Origin of the sequence: Streptococcus parasanguinis (assembly GCF_901875555.1) — a bacterium.
Lineage (GTDB): Bacteria > Bacillota > Bacilli > Lactobacillales > Streptococcaceae > Streptococcus > Streptococcus parasanguinis_H.
The window spans coordinates 34,823-54,297 of sequence record NZ_CABFMD010000005.1 but is presented as its reverse complement, the minus strand read 5'-3'; the positions used below and the strand labels follow the sequence as shown (position 1 = coordinate 54,297).

Here is a 19,475-nt window from a genome sequence, read left to right as displayed (position 1 = left end):
GAGAATGTCTCAACTGTTTAGAGTGTAAACAAACTTTTTTACATAAAATGGCCGAAGTAAGGCTGAAAAAATTTGAATGATTTTATATTATCAGACTAATGTAATAATAAATTGAAACTTTCCACCGTGAGAAAAGTGCTAGAAACACGATTGTTTCTAGCACTCGGGAGTTTTGGGAGTAAAACAGTTTGGGAAACTGTTTTAGCCTGAGCCCGGAAATTAAATAGCGAGGGGGTTCAAAACTAATTGAACACGGGCTGCGGATTGTGTCAAAAAGATAAGTTCTCCTAGAATCTAAAGATTCTGCGTCAAACTTCCTATTTTGACTTTATCCGCAAACGCCCTTTGTATCTTAATTAGTCATGGAACTTCTTCGAAGTTCGCTGACGTCCGTACTCACCTAAGGAAAGTTTCTAAGATGTTTTGAACTACATATTAACGCACTTCTGCATTGACTTTTTCTTCAAGGGATGCTTGAATTTTTTCCATGTAGCGAGCGACTTCTTCATCCGTCAAGCTATCTTCTGGATTTTGGAAGGTCAGGCTATAAGCCATCGACTTCATGCCAACTCCCAATTTTTCACCTGAGTAGACGTCAAAGAGTTTGATGTCTGTTAAGCGTTTCACGCCAGCAGCTTGGATGGCATCGACTACCTCTTGGTGAGTCACTTCTGCTTTGAGGAGAAGGGCGATATCACGGCTCACTGCTGGGAACTTGGTAATTTCCACAAATGGAGCAGCTGGTTGAAGAGCTGCTTCAATAGCAGACAAATTCACTTCAGCCACATAGGTTTCTGGAATATCATAGGCCTTAGCTGTTACAGGATGGACTTGTCCCAAGACCCCAATTACTTGGTTACCAAGTGAGAGTAAGGCTGTCCGGCCAGGGTGGAGACTCTTGATTTCTTGTGTTGCTGTATAAGTCACTTCAAGACCCAAGCGAGCAAAGAGGGCTTCCAAGATTCCCTTGGCATAGAAGAAGCCAACTGGAACAGCTGGAGTTTGGAAGTCTTTTTCAGCAACTAAGCCAGTCAAAGCAAAGGCAAAGCTATTGATTTCATTTGGCAAGTCTTCTTTTGGATTGCCTTTTTGTTCAAAGACTTTTCCGATCTCATAGAGAGCCAAATCTTTGTTCTTACGCGCTACGTTGTAGGCAACTGTATCCAAGATTCCTGAGATCATATTTTGACGGAGGACTGAACGATCCACAGTCATTGGCCACATGAGTTCTGTTAAATTGCTTGGCGCAGTCGCAAATTCAACGGCTTTTTCAGGCGTTGTTAAAGCATAAGTAATGATTTCTGTCAATCCAGCCCCTTCAGCAATAGTACGAACTTGGCGACGGAGTTTTTGAGTCGCTGTCAAGGCACCAGCTGTTCCATCAGAAACTGGAAGACTAGCTGGCAAGCGATCATAACCGTAGATCCGAGCGATTTCTTCGAAGAGGTCTGCTTCGATCGAAATATCCCACCGACGACGAGGTACGCTCACTGTAAAGCTTTCTGCATTTCCAGAAAGGCCAAATCCAAGACGACGGAAGACATCTTCTACGTCTGCGTAGGAAAGCTCTGTTCCAAGGACACGGTTAACGTCTGCAAGAGTGGAAGAAACTTCTACATCCGAAGTATCCAACTGGCCTGCTGAAACGATGCCCTTCCGCACAGTTGCACCTGCAAGCTCTGCAATCAAGCTCGCTGCCGCATCTAAGGCTTCATTGACAGTAGCCACGTTAATGCCTTTTTCAAAACGAGAAGACGATTCAGAACGAAGGTTAAGTCGACCACTGGTCTTACGGATTGAAGTTCCATCAAAGACGGCGGCTTCAAGGACAACACGAGTGGATTTTTCTGAGATTTCTGTAGCCTCTCCACCCATGACACCTGCAAGGGCAACTGGTTTGTCAGCGACCGTAATCACGAGGTCATTTGTTTCCAAGTCACGTTCTTCACCATCCAAGGTCACCAATTTTTCCCCAGCACGTGCTTCACGCACACGGATCTCGCTTCCTTCAAAGGTATCCAAGTCAAAGGCATGCATTGGTTGACCAAAGTAGAGCAAGATATAGTTGGTTACGTCAACTACATTGTTAATCGGACGAATGCCTTCGTTCATGAGAAGGTTTTGCAACCATTGTGGACTTGGTGCGATGGTCACATTGTCCAAGATACGGGCTGCATAGTAAGGTGCCTTGTCTGTGTCGATGCTGACAGAAAGAGCATCGGCTGCAATTTGGTCAGTTTCTGAAAGAGCAAATTCTTTAAAGTTGACTGCCTTGTCGTAGATGGCTGCCACTTCGTGCGCTACTCCACGCATAGAAAGGGCGTCTGCCCGGTTTGGAGTGATGGAAAGCTCAATGATTTCATCATCCAAGTCTAGGTAAGAGAATACCTCGTCACCTGGAACAGCATCATCTGGCAAGATTTGGATGCCATCTGCAAATTCTTTTGGTACAACGGAGTCAGAAATACCCAACTCACCAAGTGAACAGATCATCCCAAGGGATTCCAAACCACGGATTTTCCCTTTTTTGATTTTGTAATTATCCGCGATGCGAGCACCCGGAAGAGCCACCATCACCTTGATGCCTGCACGCACATTTGGTGCTCCACAGACGATTTGGCGGGCTTCTTCTTCGCCCACATTGACTTGGCAGACATGGAGGTGAGTTTCCGGCACATCTTCACAAGACAAGACTTCTCCGACGACGATTTTTGAGAGGCCAGCAGCTGGTGATTCCACACCTTCTACTTCGATCCCTGTGGTTGACATTTTTTCAGCCAACTCTTGTGATGGCACATCTACGTCCACCAATTCTTTTAACCATTTGTATGATACTAACATAATTCTGATCGTAAGACCTCAGCAAGCGAGATCTTCTCAATTCCTTTCTCTCAATGTGAATCCACAATCAAGCTTGTGGATCCTCCTTCAAATGTTTCCGAAGCAACCAGTCTGTATCAACGGTTTCCCCCGTAATAAAGTGGTGCTCACTAAACTGTTCAAATCCAAATTGTTTGTAAAAGTTTTGGGCCTTAAAATTTCGTTCCCAAACACCAAGCCAAGCCCAGTCGAATCCACGTTTCTGAGCTTCTTGCAAGGCAAAGAGTAACATTTCCTTGCCGTATCCCTTGCCATGGTGTTCATTTTTGACATAGATTCGCTGAATTTCAAAGGCATTGTTCATTTCAACAGACTCTGTTTGCGCCTTTCCCCAATTAAACTTGAGAAAACCACAAACTTCTTGGTCATGATCAAGAACAAAATAGGCTTCAGATTCCGGATTCTCCAAGTCCTTCTGGACCTGCTCTGGTGACAAGACCGTTTGATAATAGTCTTCCAAATCTTCCTCAACAATATAGGGACCAAAGGTATCTCGATAGGTTTCCACCTCTAGGTCACGTAAGGTCTCTAATTGATCGATTTTTACTCTAACTAACATGATTATTTAAACTGTTCTGAAAAACGGACATCGCCTTGGTAGAAGCCACGGATATCATTGATTCCATAACGGAGCATGGCAACACGTTCTTGACCAAGACCAAAGGCAAATCCTGAATAAACAGTTGAATCAATGCCACTCATCTCAAGGACACGTGGGTGTACCATACCGGCTCCCATGATTTCAATCCAACCAGTCTTCTTACAGACATTACATCCCGCTCTACAACATTTGAAGCAAGAAACGTCCACTTCAACCGATGGCTCGGTAAATGGGAAGTAAGATGGACGCAGACGGATTTGACGTTCTGCACCAAACATCTTTTGCACGATCAATTGAAGCGTTCCTTGAAGGTCGGCCATAGAGATATTTTTCCCAACAACCAAACCTTCGATTTGATGGAATTGGTGACTGTGAGTCGCATCATCCGTATCCCGACGGAAAACCCGCCCTGGAGAGATCATCTTCAATGGTCCCTTACTAAAGTCATGCGCATCCATGGCACGCGCCTGTACTGGTGAAGTATGGGTCCGAAGCAAGATTTCTTCTGTGATGTAGAAAGTATCCTGCATATCCCGCGCAGGGTGATCTTTAGGCAGATTCATGCGTTCAAAGTTATAATAGTCTTGCTCCACTTCAAAGCCATCCACGACTTGGTAGCCCATCCCGATAAAGATATCTTCGATTTCTTCACTGGTTTGAGTCAAAACATGCCGGTAACCACTAGCAACCGGACGACCTGGAAGGGTCACATCAATGCTTTCGCTCGCTAGTTTAGCTTGGACTTTCTTTTCTTCCAAGAGTTTGGCTGTTTCTTCAAAAGCAGCAGTCAAAACATCGCGGGCTTCATTAACGTGTTTCCCGATAACCGGACGCATCTCAGCTGAGACATCCTTCATTCCTTTGAGAATCTCAGTCAGAGATCCTTTTTTCCCAAGGACTGAGACCCGTAGGTCTTGCATCTCTTTTTCATTTTCAGCAGAGATCTGCTTCAAAGCTGCCAGCGTTTCTTCGCGAAGCGCTTTTAATTGTTCTTCAATCGTTGACATAGTTCCTCCATCACAGTCCCTCTACAGACATAGAAAAAACCGCGCGCAAGCTCCTGATCGGAGCGTTGCCACGCGGTACCATCCGTTTTTATCTGTAAACCAGACCTTAATTCTAAATCCTTTACGCAAGTGAATTCACTCAGCTTTCATGCAAAGGGCTTTCAGTCACGGCCCTTCTCCCTGATGCACTTCCCTTGAGCTACTGGTCTTGCAGATTTCTATTCGATTACTATCTAGTTTAGCAGAATTTTAGTTAAAAAACAAGTTAGATGAGACTAATTTCAATAGAAAAGGGAACAAGACGCAGTGTATTCTCTATTCCTCATCTGCTTTCCTTTTCAACAGAAGAGTTGCTGCTTGGTTAAAACCATCACACCAGTTATACCACTTCGCTTCATACTCATTTTGAGGTAAGATACGATCTTTTAAATCCAAAACAGAGTCTATCTTTCTTTCCTCGCAAGCTTGCGCATAGAGAGCATACAAGGCATCGCCACCATCTTGATCAAACTCAGCAGAAATCGTATCCCGACCTGCCAATAAAGCCTGATAAGCCCTGTGATGCCCGTCTGTAATCAGCAAGCGATTGCCAACTGCAAGAATACTAATTGGATCGACATTAATGTTTTCTTCCGACTGATACAGCATCTGGATATCTTGTAACTTCTTTTCTGATAAGTATAGTTGGGTCGGATGAAGATCTGTTATTTTGACGTTCATTTCTTTCTCCTCAAAGGTCCCGATTGAAAGACCTGCCAAAGCCAAATTCCCCTTCCATTCTTCTTATTCATTTGGTTTTTATTTAATGACTTGTCCAGCATCTTTCAAGACAGATTCTGGAATAGTAATGCCCAATTCATCTGCGACCCTTTTGTTGATGACAGACTTACCGTTTGAGAAGATTTCAACAGGTGTATCTGCTGGTTTTTGACCTTTTAAGATCTTGGCAGCCATTTTACCAGTTGCCACTCCAAGATCGTGTTGATCAACAACGACTGAACCAAGACCACCTGCTTCCACCATAGCTGTCGCACTTGGGAAGATTGGTTTTTTAGCTGTTTTGTTTGCTTCGACAACCGTAGAGAAGGCTGAAGCAATGGTATTGTCGATTGGAACCCAAATGGCATCGACTTTGCCTGACATAACAGATACGGTAGAAGCAATTTCATTTGTTGAAGGGACTGAATATGGAACGACCTTGTAGCCTGCTTTTTCTGCTAATTTTGTAAATTCTTCAACTTGAGATTTGGAATTGTCTTCACTGGTTGAGTAGAGAACCCCGATTGTTTTTACGTTTGGAGTCAACTCTTTGATCAATTTCAACTGTTGCTCCGTTGGATTATGGTCAGATACCCCTGTGATATTGCCACCTGGTTTCTTCAAATCTTTGACCAAGTTCGCGCCGACCGGATCGGTGACAGCTCCCATAACGATTGGTTTGTCTTTTGTAGCACTAGCCAAACCTTGAGCAGATGGGGTTGCAATCCCAATCAAGACTTGGTTATCCTTGTCTACCAATTGTTTACTCATGGTTGCAACCTTGTTTTGGTCGCCTTCTGCATTGAGGAAATCAATGTCCACTTTGTCTTTGTCATAACCTTCTTCAGCTAAGCCATCTTGAATCCCCTTGTAGATCAAATCAAGAGAAGGGTGGCTGACCAACTGCAAGACCCCAACTTTGGCCTTTTCATTGCTAGTTGCTGCCTTGTTGTCTTTACCTGCTGTCGCAGAATAGATCGCTGTCCCAATGACTGCTACTGCAATCAAACCAATAATTCCCATTAAGCGTTTATTTTTCATGTTTTCTACCTCTACTTTTTTTATTCTTCTTTACAGTTTTCTAAAGGCTGCGACGCCATCGTTTCTTCATATCTTTTCTCCCTTCTCATCTAAAACAAAAAACACGCCCACACATAGCAAAAGCTATGTGAGGACGTGTCATCGCGGTGCCACCTCACTTATGGGAAAAAGATAGTCTCCTCCCATATCTCAGTCTTGTCTAACAACAAGTTGCACGATAAGGTGTGCCAACCGAATTTTTATTGTTTCAAATTCATCTTATCATTAGTCCAATTTCATAAACTGCCGTTACCCACTCTCAGCAACCGTGGGCTCTCTTGAAACTTTCATTTACTACTTTTCTAATTTCTTACATTTTAAAGTTTTCTTTCAAAAATGTCAATACTTTTTCTGCATTTTTTTGAAAACGTTCGCATTTTCTGATTCATTTTCTTACTAGTCCCCATCTTCTCTCTGGGCTTTCCGCTCTAATTTTGATATAATTTACTAAAATAAACGCTAGAATGATGAGGAATCCCATGTCTTTTGATGGATTTTTTTTACACCATATGGTGCAAGAATTGAAGGTTCAACTCCTAAGTGGACGCATTCAAAAAATTAATCAACCCTTCGAGCAGGAATTGGTACTCCAAGTCCGAGGCAATCGGAAAAACCAAAAACTCTTGCTCTCTGCCCATTCTGTTTTCGGGCGGATCCAACTGACCCAGACCAACTTTGAAAATCCTGCCTTTCCCAACACCTTTATCATGGTCATGCGCAAGTATCTTCAGGGCGCCGTCATTGAAGGGATCGAGCAATTAGAGAACGACCGGATTCTCGAAATCCGTGTTTCCAATAAAAACGAAATTGGAGATGCCATCTCTGTCAGCCTCATGATCGAAATCATGGGAAAGCACAGTAATATTATTCTCCTAGACCGGACCAGCAATAAAATCATCGAAGCCATCAAACATGTCGGCTTCTCACAAAATAGTTATCGGACCATTCTCCCCGGCTCTACCTATATTGCACCTCCAAAAACTAACGCGGTCAATCCTTTTACAATCAAGAATGAAGCCCTTTTTGCCCTTCTTCACAAGGAAGAGTTGAGCCCTAAAAACCTTCAAAAATGCTTTCAAGGTCTTGGTCGAGATACTGCCCAAGAATTAGCCAAGAGACTTGAATCCGATGAAAAATTAAAGACCTTCCGTACCTTTTTCAAAACACCTTCTGAGCCTCGCCTAACGACCAAATCCTTCTCTGCTATCCCCTTTGCAGATGCGACCAGTCAAACGTTTGAGACACTTTCAGATCTGCTAGATGACTATTACCGAGACAAGGCTGAGCGCGATCGGGTGCAACAACAGGCCAGCGAATTGATCCGGAAGGTCGAAAACGATCTTGAAAAGAACCGAAAAAAATTAGCCAAACAAGAAGCGGAGTTGGCAGCGACCGACAATGCCGAAGAGTTTCGCCAAAAAGGGGAATTGCTGACAACCTTCCTCCACCAAGTGCCAAACGACCAAGACCAGGTGGTTTTGGATAACTACTATACCAACGAACCGATCACCATCCAACTCAACAAGGCTCTAACGCCCAACCAAAATGCCCAACGCTACTTCAAACGCTACCAGAAATTAAAGGAAGCCGTCAAACATTTGACCATCCTCATTCAAGAAACCAAGGAAACCATTTCCTATCTGGAAACGGTTGAAACAGCCCTTTCTCAAGCGAGCCTAGCTGAAGTTGCCGAGATTCGTGAAGAGTTGATCCAGACTGGCTTTATCAAACGGCGCCACCGAGAAAAAATTCACAAACGGAAAAAACCAGAAAAATACCTGGCTAGTGATGGCAAAACCATTATTTTAGTTGGGCGCAACAATCTCCAAAACGATGAACTGACCTTTAAGATCGCTAAAAAAGACGAACTCTGGTTCCATGCCAAAGATATCCCAGGCAGCCACGTCGTCATTACAGGAAATCTCGATCCGACGGATGAAGTGAAGACCGACGCTGCAGAATTGGCCGCCTACTACTCCAAGGCCCGGCTGTCAAACCTAGTCCAAGTAGATATGATCGAAGCCAAGAAACTCAATAAACCAACCGGCGGAAAACCAGGCTTTGTGACCTATACCGGCCAGAAAACTCTGCGGGTTACCCCAGAAGAAGAAAAAATCAAAGCCATGAAACTAACAGACTGATTTCAAAAATAAAAGAGAGTGGGACAGAAATCGGTAATTCGTTAGAATTCGATTTCGTCGTCCCACCTCCGCACAGTTGAGTAGGGCTGTAAAAGCTGATGAAATTAGCGTAGTAGAGCCCACTCAACCACTGCGTCTTGCTTGAAAATCCAAAGAAAATTGAGAGGCTAGGACTTTTGTCCCAGCCTCTTTAGAATGTATACAAACTGTTCTAAGTATGTTGAAAAAATAAAATGAGGTCTACTTTTAGGCTCATTCAATATATATTGAAACTTTCCGCCGTGAGAAAAGTGCTAGAAACAATCTTGATTCTAGCACTCGGGAGTTTTGGGAGTAAAACAGTTCGGGGAACTGTTTTAGCCTAAGCCTAGAAATATAAAAGCGAAGGGGTCCAAAACTAATTGAACTCGGGCTGCGGATTTTGTCAAAAAGATAAGTTCTCCTAGAATAGAAAGATTCTGCGTCAAACTTCCTATTTTGACTTTATCCGCAAACGCCCTCTGTATCTTAATTTGTCATGGAACTTCTTTGAAGTTCGCTGACGTCCGTTCTCACCTAAGGAAAGTTTCTTAAATAACATTATCTTCAATACGAAAGGTTGAGCGACGCTCAACCTTTTATTCTGCTTTATTGATGTCTTCTTTGACCTCATCGACATTGAATTTGGCAAAGAGGTACTGACGATCTTGAACTGGGAATCGTTGATCCAGCTGATCAATCGCTCCTACTTCTACGATCCCTTCTGTAATCACAAAATCCATCACATGGCCACCAAAGGTATGGTCATCCGAAATAAAGTGCAAATGATAACCAGCCACACTCACGCCATGGAAAATCTCAGGTGTCCAAAAACCGACGATGGTTCCCGTCACGTTTTCGCGTGTATACTCTGGCTGATGGGTTGCAACCTCTGCAAACTTCATCTCTGGTGTGGATTTTGGAATCATGCGGACATGCATCTTGGCAAAGTCACCATGAATCTTAATGGAGCGGAAAAGATTTTCGCCATCATAATAAGACTCAATACGGGCTTCTAATTCCTCATCTGTCATTTCAAAGCGTTGGCGGAAAATCACCTCAGCTTGGTGGGGAACGACTGCTGCATAAGGAACTTTAGCATCCTGAGAAACTTCGACAATTTCAGGATGGTCGCCCGATCCCTTGGCCTGATAAGCCTTGCCATCTAGCACGATCAACTCACCATCAATAGAATCAAGCGTTCCTACTCCCAGATCTCCATGTTCTAAAAGTTCTCCGATGGTAAAGGATCCCCCGTAAAGGCCAGCCATCAGGGCCCCCAAGGTATTGTATTGAAAAAGTTTCACTGGTTCCATGTTTCTCTCCTCATTCTATCTTCTACCAGTATACCACAAACTGTCCCAAAACTTCACTAGTTAGTTTTTCTTATAAACCATCATAGATGGACTGCATCTGCACATCGTCTGGCACAATCGCCAAATACTGATTTGCTACTTCACGCGCCCTTACCAGATCTCCAGCCTCACGCAACAGATAAACATACGCTTCGAGGAATTCTGGATTGTCCTTCAAGTCTTCATAAAGCTCTTGGTAGGCAGAGACCGCCTCCTCTGTTTTCTCTAAAGCAGCCAAGGCACGGGCAATATTCCAACGAGTGACAACCGTTTCAATTTCTTCATGTTGCCAATCTAAGACTTCGTCAAAACGTTCCTGCTCCAGATACAGGGTAGTCAGACGTAGAGCAATTTCTTCTAGATCCTCCGCCACTTCTTTGGCTTCTAAGAGATAAGCCTCTGCTTGCTCTGGCTGGTGCAATTCATATGAAAGCTGAGAAGCCAAGAGCTTCAACTGTGCATCAAAGGGATTCTTCTCAATTCCTTGTTTGGCAATCTCAAACGCTTTTTCGCGATCATTTTCTGCCTGCAAGGCCAAGGCATACCCGTACTCATAGCCTTCAAAATCAGGCGACAAAGTGTCAATTTGTTTGAAGTAGATCAGGGCTTTTTGGTATTCTTCTTGGTCGGACAATAAAGTCGCTAATTCATAAGCAATCTGGTCATCAAACTCAATTTCTAAAGCTTTCTCTAAGAAGGGCACAGCCGCTTCGAACTTACCAAGATTGGCATAGGCAAACCCAATCCTTTGATAAGTAGAAATTCCTGTCGCTTCCAAGATTTCCCGATTGTCCAACTGGGCATATTCTTGAATAGCTTCTTGGTAATGTTCCAATTCCAGATCGATCTCTGCAAGCCCTAATTGAATAATGGGATCATCCGAGAGGCTGGCTGCCTCGACCAATTTTTCACGCGCAACGTCCGCTAAACCTTCCAGCTGATAGAGATCGGCCTTCACCAAGAGACTGGCCACATACCAGTTCGATTCCGGACCAATTTCTTCCAAATAAGCAAAAGCCTGATCCGTCTGACCATCCTCTGCCAGAATAGTCGCCAAACTCAGATACACTTCTGGATAAGTTTCTGCAATTTGTTCATAGACTTCTCTCGCTTGAGGATAAAATCCAATGCTTTCAAGGTATTGCCCCAAATCTAATAGCTCTTCCTGATCATCCTCTAACAAGGCTTTTTGAAATTGTTCTTCAGCTTCATTTAGCTCTTGCTTTTCAAGAGCCTCTACCATTTGTTGACTATGACTCACTGTGTTTTTCCTCTACTATTTCATGCTCTTCTTCGTACAAACCACTGACTTCCTTGTACCATTCAAAAATGGCTCCGATCACCACCTTGGCAGACGCATAGACTGGAATCCCAAGGAAAACGCCCCAGATCCCAAACATCGAACCTGATGTCAATAAGACAAATAAAATGGTGATTGGATGGATATTCAACTGGCTTCCCAAAACCAAAGGTGATACAAAACGTCCTTCAATGGTTTGCTCCACGGCAAATACAATCAAGACCTTAATAAACATTTCCGGTCCTGCCACCAAGCCCAACACTAGAGCTGGCAACATGGCTAGAAAACTACCCAAGTAAGGGATCAAATTCAAAATCCCCGCAGAGATCCCCAGTGTCACGGCATAGCGCAAGTCAATGATCTTAAAGAAGATGATAAACATAATGGCCACGACAATAGCCACCGTGATTTGCCCCCGAACATAGTTGGAAAGTTGCGTATTGACATCTGAGAGAACTTGTTCAGCAGGTTTGCGAATCTTGGTTGGTAAGAAACGAACAATGTGACCCTTTAAATTTTTCCCATCTCGTAGAAGATAAAAGACAATAAAAGGCATAATGATCAAGGCCACAATCACTTGTGAAGCAACTCCGATCAAGTTGCTGACCCAATTGACCGCACGGCCCGAAATTGTGCTCGCCCAAGCTGTAATATTTTTAGAAATTTGAGTAGCCATCTCATCCAACTGAGGCTTAATATCCGAAGAAACACGGTTGGCTAGAAAATCATCAATGGTGGCATTCGCTTTTTCCAAATAAGTTGGTAAGTTATGAAAGAAACTAACCACCTGTCTTTGAACAGCTGGAATCACCACTGCAAGCCCCCAAACCAAGAGCACAGCGATCAAGAAAAAGACAAGGGAAATCGCAAAAATTCGCTTGAGCCCCTTCTTTTCAAGAAAATCAACGATCGGGTTGAGCAGGTAATAAAGCAAACCAGAAATAATGACAGGCAACATGACTGCTCCTGCAAACTCAAAAATCGGAATAAAGATAAAAGTAATTTTACTCAAGACCAAGAGGTTCAAGCCCAAGAGTAAAGTGACTAAAAATACCGTAATAGCCTTGTTATCTAAAAACCATCTAAAAAACCAGGATAGACTAAACTGTTTCTCTTTATTTTCCACAGAAAACTCCTTTTCATTTCAATATGCTTCTATTTTAGCATTTTTTGAGCTCGAAGTTACGAAAAAACTAGCAAAATAAGAAAGAAGGAAGCCATTTTACCGCCATCCAACTAGTCATTGCCTTCCCATAGGAGCTTTGATATAATAAAGCTAACAAATCAAGCGAGGTGACCTATGTCTCAATCAATTTATTTCGGAACCTATACCAAAAAAGAATCCAAAGGGATCTACAAGGCACAATTTGACCCTGAAACAGGGAGCTTGAGTGATCTTGAACTAGTGGCAGCTGAGCCTAATCCAACCTTTATCGCATTTTCAGAAAAAGGGAATCTCTACAGTGTCGGTGCCCAAGACGGAAAAGGTGGTATTGCTAGTTTCACAGCAGATTTTCAACCGCTCAATCACGTTGTTGAAGAGGGGGCTCCTCTTTGTTACGTCTCAGTAGATGACAAACGCGAACTCGTCTACGGGGCCAACTACCATAAAGGCCAAGTCCTCGTCTACAATATAGAAGCCGATGGCCAGCTGAGCCTCATCGACCAAGACACTCACGAAGGCAAGGGACCACACGAAAATCAAGCCAGTCCCCATGTTCACTTCTCTGATCTAACACCAGATCAGTACTTGATTACCTGTGATTTGGGTACCGATAGCCTGCATACTTATGAGGTTAGCGATCAAGGAAAACTAACCCTTCTCCATCACTACCAAACAGCACCAGGGGCAGGACCTCGACACCTTGTCTTTCATCCCCATCATAAGATCGCTTATCTGATCAATGAATTAAATGCTACCATTGATGTGCTCTTCTATGATGGCATGGGCGAATTTGAACACTTCCAAACCGTTTCAACCCTCCCTGAAGATTATGACGGCCAAAAATGGGCTTCCGCCATTAAGCTCTCAGCTGACGGAAAATTCCTCTATGCCTCTAATCGTGCACACAATTCCATTGCTGTATTTGAAGTGATCGCTGACGGAAGCTTAAAACTCATCGAGATTGTCCCAACAGATGGCCTCAATCCTCGTGATTTCACCCTCAGTCCCGATCAACACTACCTCATTGCTGCCCACCAGGATTCCCCAAATGCCACTGTTTTCAAACGTGATCCGGCGACTGGACGGTTATCTTCATTATCCCATGACTTTTACGTTCCAGAAGCCGTTTGTACCGTTTTTCATTAAGTCGATTCAGTTGTCAAACCTTTCAAAAAATGATTAAATAGATGAGAAAACGGCAGACGCCCGACTTCATACATTATATTTTAGGAGATCCAAGCATGAATCCAATGAACTTATTTAATCAAGTAAAAGAAATGATCGAAAAGAAAGATTTCGATGCCGCAAAGAAATTTGTAGAAGACAACAAAGACAACCTCGGTGACTATCTTGAACAAGCAAAAGGGCTGGTTTCAGGAAACGAAATGGTCAGCGGTGCCTTGGACAAACTGAAAGGTTTGTTCTAAGAAATTATTTTTATGAAACTCACAATCATTCCATTTTAAGGAAGAATTCTCTGATCAAAAAATGTTGGGTAAAATTGCCCAACATTTTTTATTGTATACTTAATTTCACTGCTGCTTCCAATTTACCAAAACTAAAGCAAATACTACCATTGCTCCACCAATTAACAAGTTTAACGTAAAGGCTTCATGCAAACCTACAATTGAAAAGAGTGTAGAAAATATCGGAACTAAGAATAAGAAACTACTAGCTGTCGTTGCTCCTTTTTGACCTAAACTAAAGAACCACAATCCAAAAGAGCCTACAGAAGCAGGTATAATTAACCAAACAAACCAAATCCAGCCCCAAAATCCTAGATGCGCAAAATCATAACTTTCATGTAGGGGCAATGAAAATAGATAGAGGAAAATACCTCCTAGCAATAATTGCCAACCTGTAAAAACCCAAGGTCCATTATCAAATGGGACTTTTTTAGTGATAATCGTATTAATAGACCAACAAAAAGAACCGAGTAAGGCAAACAAGGCTCCTAAACTAAAAGCAGAACCATCCCATCCAATGCATGTCACAACTCCTGCAACTCCTAATAGTAGCGCACTAATTTTTTTGAAGGTCAGTTGATCCTTTAGAAGAAAATGAGCTAACAAGGCTAACCAAAGCGGATTGGTAAAGAGGATAATCGATGACATAGAGGACGACAGGCCATAAGCTAAAGCAAGATTCAAAAACCCCATCGTTCCAGCTGTTTGCAAGAGACCAATCATCATTACAAGAACAAAACCCTTACCTTTTCTTGCTCCACTCTTAGGAATAATGGATGACCAATTCCCATGTAAACACTTTAAAGCTAACATCAATGCTCCCGCAATCATGAACCGCACACCTCCAATTAATAGAGGGGGTGTCTGTTCAACGGCGATTAAGTACTTCCCCGTTGGAAAAGAGGATCCCATAAAAATCGTTGTCAATAATATGGCTGACAAAAAGATAAGATTCGATTTATTTTTCATGACTGCTCCTTTATGAGATATTAAAGATAGTTTTTGTCTTTTATTTTACTCGTTTTAAACTAAATGTCAATAGATTTCCAAACAATTGCAAAAATCTTTTATCCTCCTGTATATTGAGAAATCATTAAAAAAAGTCTATACTGGTAGTATGGATATGAATTATCTTTATATACGGAGGTGCACAGATGCATTTATCATCTGGATGGGAACAGTCTATCTACGTTCTACTCATGCTTGATCAACTACCAGAAGGAGAATATATCAATTCGATTTTCTTGAGTGAACGATTAGGGGTTTCAGATTCCTATTTAAAAAAAATTATTAAACTGCTAGATAATGAGGGACTAGTAAAATCCGTTCGAGGAAAAAATGGAGGCATTGCTCTTTCAAGACCTCTGAGCCAGATTAGTTTTTATGATGTCTTTGTTGCTATAGAAGGGAAAAATCGTATTTTTGAAAGTCAAAATCTTTTAAAAAGATTCTTGGGAGAGGAAGAAGGAAAAAAAGCCAAAAGATGCGTTGTCACCAATTCACTGGATATGATTGAAAATACGCTGGTCTCTACTCTCACTTCCATCACGCTCAGTCAGGTTGCTTTTCAGGCTGAAATGAACTATGATTTAACTGATGTCCGAAACTGGATCAATCATCATAAAAAATAGTTGGGGATTTTTTTCCTCAACTTTTTTATATAATTTCTTGACAAATATTTTCATAGGGTCTATACTTTAATTGAAGATAAAGTTTATCTTCTATATCGTTAAAAAGATGCTTATCGCATCCTTTCCTATAGCTAAAGTAAAGAAAGAAGGTTCTTATGAAAGTCATTTTAGCTACTGACCGAGATGGTTTCCAATTAAAAGAAACTGTCAAAAACTTTTTGCTTCATTCCGGTTATGAAGTTATTGATCTCAACTCTACACACGGTTCGGAGGATTTTGTAGACTCTACTGTCAATGCCGTTCAAGAATTTCGCAAACATGAACACGCTCGTGCAATTCTTTTCGATAAGTATGGTCATTCCTTTATGCCTGCCAATAAGTTTAAGGGGATTATCTGTGCAGCTGTTTCCGATGAACACTCAGCCATGATGACCATTCGACACAATTCCACTCCAATTATTAATCTCGGTTCTGGAATTACTGGAGATATTCTTGCGGTTGAAATTGTAAAAACTTTTTTGGAACATGATTATGACGCTGGACGTCACCAAGTTCGCATTGATATGCTAAACAAATTCTGCTAGGAGGGAATACTATGAAAATTGCACTCGGTTGTGACCACATTGTAACAGATGTAAAAATGAAGATTTCGAAACACCTCAAAGAACAAGGACATGAAGTTATTGACGTCGGTACTTACGACTTTGTCCGTACCCACTACCCTATTTACGGCCGCTTGATTGCTGAAGAAGTTGTGAAGGGAAATGCCGACTTCGGTGTTGCCCTTTGTGGTACAGGTGTTGGGATTGCAGTTGCTGCTGATAAAGTTCCTGGTACTCGAGTAACCCTTGTTGGAGACGTAGTAACAGCTCGTGCTGCACGTGAAAATCTTAATGCAAACATTGTAGCCTTTGGTGGAGCCATTCTTGGTATTAATTTTATTAATAACATTGTAGATGAATTTATCAATACTAAATATAATCCAAATCCTGAAAAAGAAAAGTTGATTGCCAAAATTGATCAGCTTTCCGAAGTGACTCCAGATGTAGCTGCTAATGATCATATCTTTGACGAAGAAAATGCAAAATGGGCCCGTGGGGAATATCACGATTAGTTTTCTCAACCATTTTCAACAATTTACTTAGATGTTGAAATAGGATTAAGGAGGAGAATAAAATGGTTGTTAAAGTTGGAATAAATGGATTCGGGCGTATTGGTCGTTTAGCCTTACGTCGTATTCAAACACTTAAAAATATTGAAGTAACACATGTTAATGACTTAACTGATTCAAAAATGTTAGCTCATCTTTTAAAATACGATAGTACCCAAGGAAAATTTAAGGGAACAATTGATGTTAAAGAAGATGGTTTCGTCATTAACAACAAGTTTATCAAGGTCACGAGTGAGCCTGATCCTGAAAAAATTGATTGGGCTTCTTCAGAAGTTGACATTGTATTGGAAGCAACAGGTTTCTTTGCAACAAAAGAAAAAGCCGAAAAACATCTCCATAAAAATGGTGGGGCAAAGAAGGTAATCATCACGGCTCCAGGTGGAAATGATGTAAAAACTGTTGTATTTAATGTCAATCATAAAACCTTGACTGGTGAAGAAACAGTCATTTCACCAGGTTCATGTACAACAAATTGCCTGGCTCCTATGGCTGACACTTTAAATAAGAAATTCGGAATTCTAGTTGGGACTATGACAACAATTCATAGCTATACTGGAGATCAAATGACGCTTGATGCACCTCATCGTAAAGGGGATTTACGACGTGCTCGAGCTGCCGCAGTGAATACAGTTCCAACATCATCTGGTGCTGCCAAAGCTATTGGTCTTGTCATTCCAGAACTAGATGGTTTGCTGAAAGGTCATGCACAACGTGTAGCAACTCCTACTGGCTCTCTTACAGAACTGGTTAGTCTCGTAAAAACACCCGTCACTGTTGAAGAGGTAAATGCTGCCATGAAAGCTGCACAAAATGAAAGTTTTGCCTATAATGAAGATTTCATTGTCTCTAGTGATATTATCGGTGATACCCATGGTTCAATCTTCGATGCAACACAAACAGAAGTTACTACAGATGGACAAAACTATCTTGTGAAGACGGTGGCTTGGTATGATAATGAAATGAGTTTCACAGCTCAATTAATCCGCACTCTAGAATATTTTTCTAATATCTCTAAGTCATAAAATCTATCTATTATATGCTTCAACTTGTAAATAGCTATAAAACAAATCACGTAAATTGTTTAAGACAACCTCGGTGACTACCTTGAACAAGCAAAAGGGCTGGTTTCAGGAAACGAAATGGTCAGCGGTGCCTTGGACAAACTGAAAGGTTTGTTCTAAGAATAGAACAACTCCTCAACCATGTGTTGGGGAGTTTTTGTTTGGCTAAATTTTTAAAAAAAGAGAGTGGGACAGAAATCGGTCATTCGTTAGAATTCGATTTCGTCGTCCCACCTCTACACAGTTGAGTAGGTCTGTAAAAGCTGATGAAATCAGCGTAGTAGAGCCCACTCAACCACTGCGTCTTGCTCGACAATCCAAAAACAAGAAGAGGCTAGGACTTTTGTCCCAGCCTCTTTTTAGTCTAGCTAGTAAACTAGATTATTTTTTCAAATTGTAGAATGATTCCAATCCACGGTATTCAGCAACTTCACCAAGTTGATCTTCGATACGAAGCAATTGGTTGTATTTAGCGATACGGTCTGTACGTGAAAGTGAACCTGTCTTGATTTGTCCTGCGTTTGTTGCAACTGCGATGTCAGCGATTGTTGAATCTTCAGTTTCACCTGAACGGTGTGATACAACGGCAGTGTAACCAGCTTCTTTAGCCATTTCGATAGCATCGAATGTTTCAGTAAGAGTACCGATTTGGTTAACTTTGATAAGGATTGAGTTAGCACATTTTTCTTTGATACCACGTGAAAGGTAGTCAGTATTTGTTACGAAGAAGTCGTCACCAACCAATTGAACTTTCTTACCAAGACGTTCAGTAAGAGCTTTCCAACCTTCCCAGTCGTTTTCATCCATACCATCTTCGATAGTGATGATAGGGTATTTGTCAACCAATCCTTCAAGGTAAGCGATTTGTTCTTCAGCAGTACGAACAGCAGCGCCTTCACCTTCGAATTTAGTGTAATCGTATACTTTACGTTCTTTATCGTAGAATTCTGATGATGCACAGTCAAATCCGATAAATACGTCTTTACCTGGAACATAACCAGCAGCTTCGATAGCAGCGATGATAGTTTCTACACCATCTTCAGTTCCGTCGAAACGAGGAGCGAATCCACCTTCGTCACCAACGGCTGTTTCAAGACCACGACCTTTAAGGATTTTCTTAAGTGCGTGGAAGATTTCAGCACCCCAACGAAGAGCTTCTTTGAATGTAGGTGCACCAGCAGGTACGATCATAAATTCTTGGAAAGCGATTGGAGCATCTGAGTGAGAACCACCGTTGATGATGTTCATCATTGGAGTTGGAAGAACTTTAGTGTTGAATCCACCAAGGTAGCTGTAAAGTGGGATTTCAAGGTAGTCAGCAGCTGCACGAGCTACGGCGATAGACACACCAAGGATAGCGTTAGCTCCCAAATTACCTTTGTTAGGAGTACCGTCAAGAGCGATCATAGCACGGTCGATAGCTTGTTGATCACGTACATCATAGCCGATGATAGCTTCAGCTATAATGTTGTTTACATTGTCAACAGCTTTTTGAGTACCAAGACCACCGTAACGAGATTTGTCACCGTCACGAAGTTCAACTGCTTCGTGTTCACCAGTAGAAGCTCCTGATGGAACCATACCACGTCCATGAGCACCTGATTCAGTATAAACTTCTACTTCAAGTGTTGGGTTACCGCGTGAGTCTAGGACTTCGCGAGCGTAAACATCAGTAATAATTGACATTTTCTACTCTCCTTATGAGTTATATTTTTTACAACTCTATCATACCTTAATTAGCTTATTTTTTCAAGAAAAAACAAGGAAATCTTTGAAATTTGAGAACTTTTTAACATAAAAACGGTTTCATCGATGGATCCAAATGGAATTTTGATCCTTT

The 19,475-nt window shown here is 41.9% G+C and carries 17 protein-coding genes and 1 other annotated feature; of the genes, 7 read left to right on the top strand and 10 right to left on the bottom strand.

Annotated features, from left to right (window positions below):
• Nucleotides 1-435 precede the first annotated feature (435 nt).
• From pheT to trpX, 5 genes are all read right to left on the bottom strand, one after another.
• Nucleotides 436-2,841: a phenylalanine--tRNA ligase subunit beta gene (gene pheT / locus JX304_RS01805; RefSeq protein ID WP_205011003.1), complete on the bottom strand. Its 2,406-nt coding sequence runs from the start codon at nt 2,839-2,841 to the stop codon at nt 436-438.
• A 67-nt stretch (nt 2,842-2,908) separates the two neighbouring features.
• Nucleotides 2,909-3,439, bottom strand: a complete 531-nt coding sequence (locus tag JX304_RS01800; RefSeq protein WP_205011002.1) for a GNAT family N-acetyltransferase — start codon at nt 3,437-3,439, stop codon at nt 2,909-2,911.
• A gap of 2 nt (nt 3,440-3,441) precedes the next feature.
• Nucleotides 3,442-4,488 carry a phenylalanine--tRNA ligase subunit alpha gene (gene pheS, locus JX304_RS01795; RefSeq protein WP_187540527.1) on the bottom strand — a complete coding sequence of 349 codons (1,047 nt, stop codon included), beginning with the start codon at nt 4,486-4,488 and terminating at the stop codon, nt 3,442-3,444.
• A 315-nt stretch (nt 4,489-4,803) separates the two neighbouring features.
• Nucleotides 4,804-5,208, bottom strand: a complete 405-nt coding sequence (locus tag JX304_RS01790; RefSeq protein WP_205011001.1) for a chromosome partitioning protein ParB — start codon at nt 5,206-5,208, stop codon at nt 4,804-4,806.
• A gap of 78 nt (nt 5,209-5,286) precedes the next feature.
• Nucleotides 5,287-6,288 carry a tryptophan ABC transporter substrate-binding protein gene (gene trpX / locus JX304_RS01785; protein ID WP_205011000.1) on the bottom strand — a complete coding sequence of 334 codons (1,002 nt, stop codon included), beginning with the start codon at nt 6,286-6,288 and terminating at the stop codon, nt 5,287-5,289.
• Nucleotides 6,289-6,414: 126 nt separating this feature from the next.
• Nucleotides 6,415-6,648 (bottom strand) — a binding site (T-box leader).
• A 158-nt stretch (nt 6,649-6,806) separates the two neighbouring features.
• Here trpX and JX304_RS01780 point away from each other — a divergent pair.
• The gene (locus tag JX304_RS01780) at nt 6,807-8,468 is read left to right on the top strand and encodes an Rqc2 family fibronectin-binding protein (protein WP_205010999.1); all 1,662 of its coding nucleotides are present in this window, start codon (nt 6,807-6,809) and stop codon (nt 8,466-8,468) included.
• 617 nt (nt 8,469-9,085) lie between these two features.
• Here the strand turns inward: JX304_RS01780 and budA are convergent.
• From budA to JX304_RS01765, 3 genes are all read right to left on the bottom strand, one after another.
• Nucleotides 9,086-9,802: an acetolactate decarboxylase gene (budA, locus tag JX304_RS01775; RefSeq protein ID WP_205010998.1), complete on the bottom strand. Its 717-nt coding sequence runs from the start codon at nt 9,800-9,802 to the stop codon at nt 9,086-9,088.
• Nucleotides 9,803-9,872: 70 nt separating this feature from the next.
• Nucleotides 9,873-11,102, bottom strand: coding sequence for a tetratricopeptide repeat protein (locus JX304_RS01770; RefSeq protein WP_205010997.1), 1,230 nt, complete (start codon nt 11,100-11,102; stop codon nt 9,873-9,875).
• A complete protein-coding gene (locus tag JX304_RS01765; protein ID WP_205010996.1) occupies nt 11,092-12,267 on the bottom strand; it encodes an AI-2E family transporter in 1,176 nt (391 codons plus the stop codon). Before JX304_RS01765 ends, JX304_RS01770 begins: the two co-directional genes overlap by 11 nt.
• A 174-nt stretch (nt 12,268-12,441) precedes the next feature.
• On the opposite strand from JX304_RS01765, the gene JX304_RS01760 reads away from it, so the two are divergent.
• Nucleotides 12,442-13,452, top strand: coding sequence for a lactonase family protein (locus tag JX304_RS01760; protein WP_205010995.1), 1,011 nt, complete (start codon nt 12,442-12,444; stop codon nt 13,450-13,452).
• Nucleotides 13,453-13,547: 95 nt separating this feature from the next.
• Nucleotides 13,548-13,733: a hypothetical protein gene (locus tag JX304_RS01755; RefSeq protein ID WP_205010994.1), complete on the top strand. Its 186-nt coding sequence runs from the start codon at nt 13,548-13,550 to the stop codon at nt 13,731-13,733.
• 105 nt (nt 13,734-13,838) lie between these two features.
• Here the strand turns inward: JX304_RS01755 and JX304_RS01750 are convergent, their stop codons facing one another.
• Nucleotides 13,839-14,741: a DMT family transporter gene (locus JX304_RS01750; protein WP_205010993.1), complete on the bottom strand. Its 903-nt coding sequence runs from the start codon at nt 14,739-14,741 to the stop codon at nt 13,839-13,841.
• Nucleotides 14,742-14,926: 185 nt separating this feature from the next.
• On the opposite strand from JX304_RS01750, the gene JX304_RS01745 reads away from it, so the two are divergent.
• From JX304_RS01745 to gap, 4 genes are all read left to right on the top strand, one after another.
• Complete coding sequence (locus JX304_RS01745) at nt 14,927-15,403, top strand: RrF2 family transcriptional regulator (protein ID WP_205010992.1); 477 nt, start codon at nt 14,927-14,929, stop codon at nt 15,401-15,403.
• Nucleotides 15,404-15,558: 155 nt separating this feature from the next.
• Entirely contained in the window at nt 15,559-15,987 is a 429-nt protein-coding gene (gene lacA, locus JX304_RS01740; protein ID WP_205010991.1) for a galactose-6-phosphate isomerase subunit LacA, read from the top strand.
• 11 nt (nt 15,988-15,998) lie between these two features.
• The gene (gene lacB, locus JX304_RS01735) at nt 15,999-16,517 is read left to right on the top strand and encodes a galactose-6-phosphate isomerase subunit LacB (RefSeq protein WP_205010990.1); all 519 of its coding nucleotides are present in this window, start codon (nt 15,999-16,001) and stop codon (nt 16,515-16,517) included.
• A gap of 62 nt (nt 16,518-16,579) precedes the next feature.
• The gene (gap, locus tag JX304_RS01730; protein ID WP_205010989.1) at nt 16,580-17,596 is read left to right on the top strand and encodes a type I glyceraldehyde-3-phosphate dehydrogenase; all 1,017 of its coding nucleotides are present in this window, start codon (nt 16,580-16,582) and stop codon (nt 17,594-17,596) included.
• A gap of 420 nt (nt 17,597-18,016) precedes the next feature.
• Here gap and eno read toward each other — a convergent pair whose 3' ends face one another.
• Nucleotides 18,017-19,321, bottom strand: coding sequence for a surface-displayed alpha-enolase (eno, locus tag JX304_RS01725; RefSeq protein WP_205010988.1), 1,305 nt, complete (start codon nt 19,319-19,321; stop codon nt 18,017-18,019).
• Between the last annotated feature and the right edge of the window lie 154 nt (nt 19,322-19,475).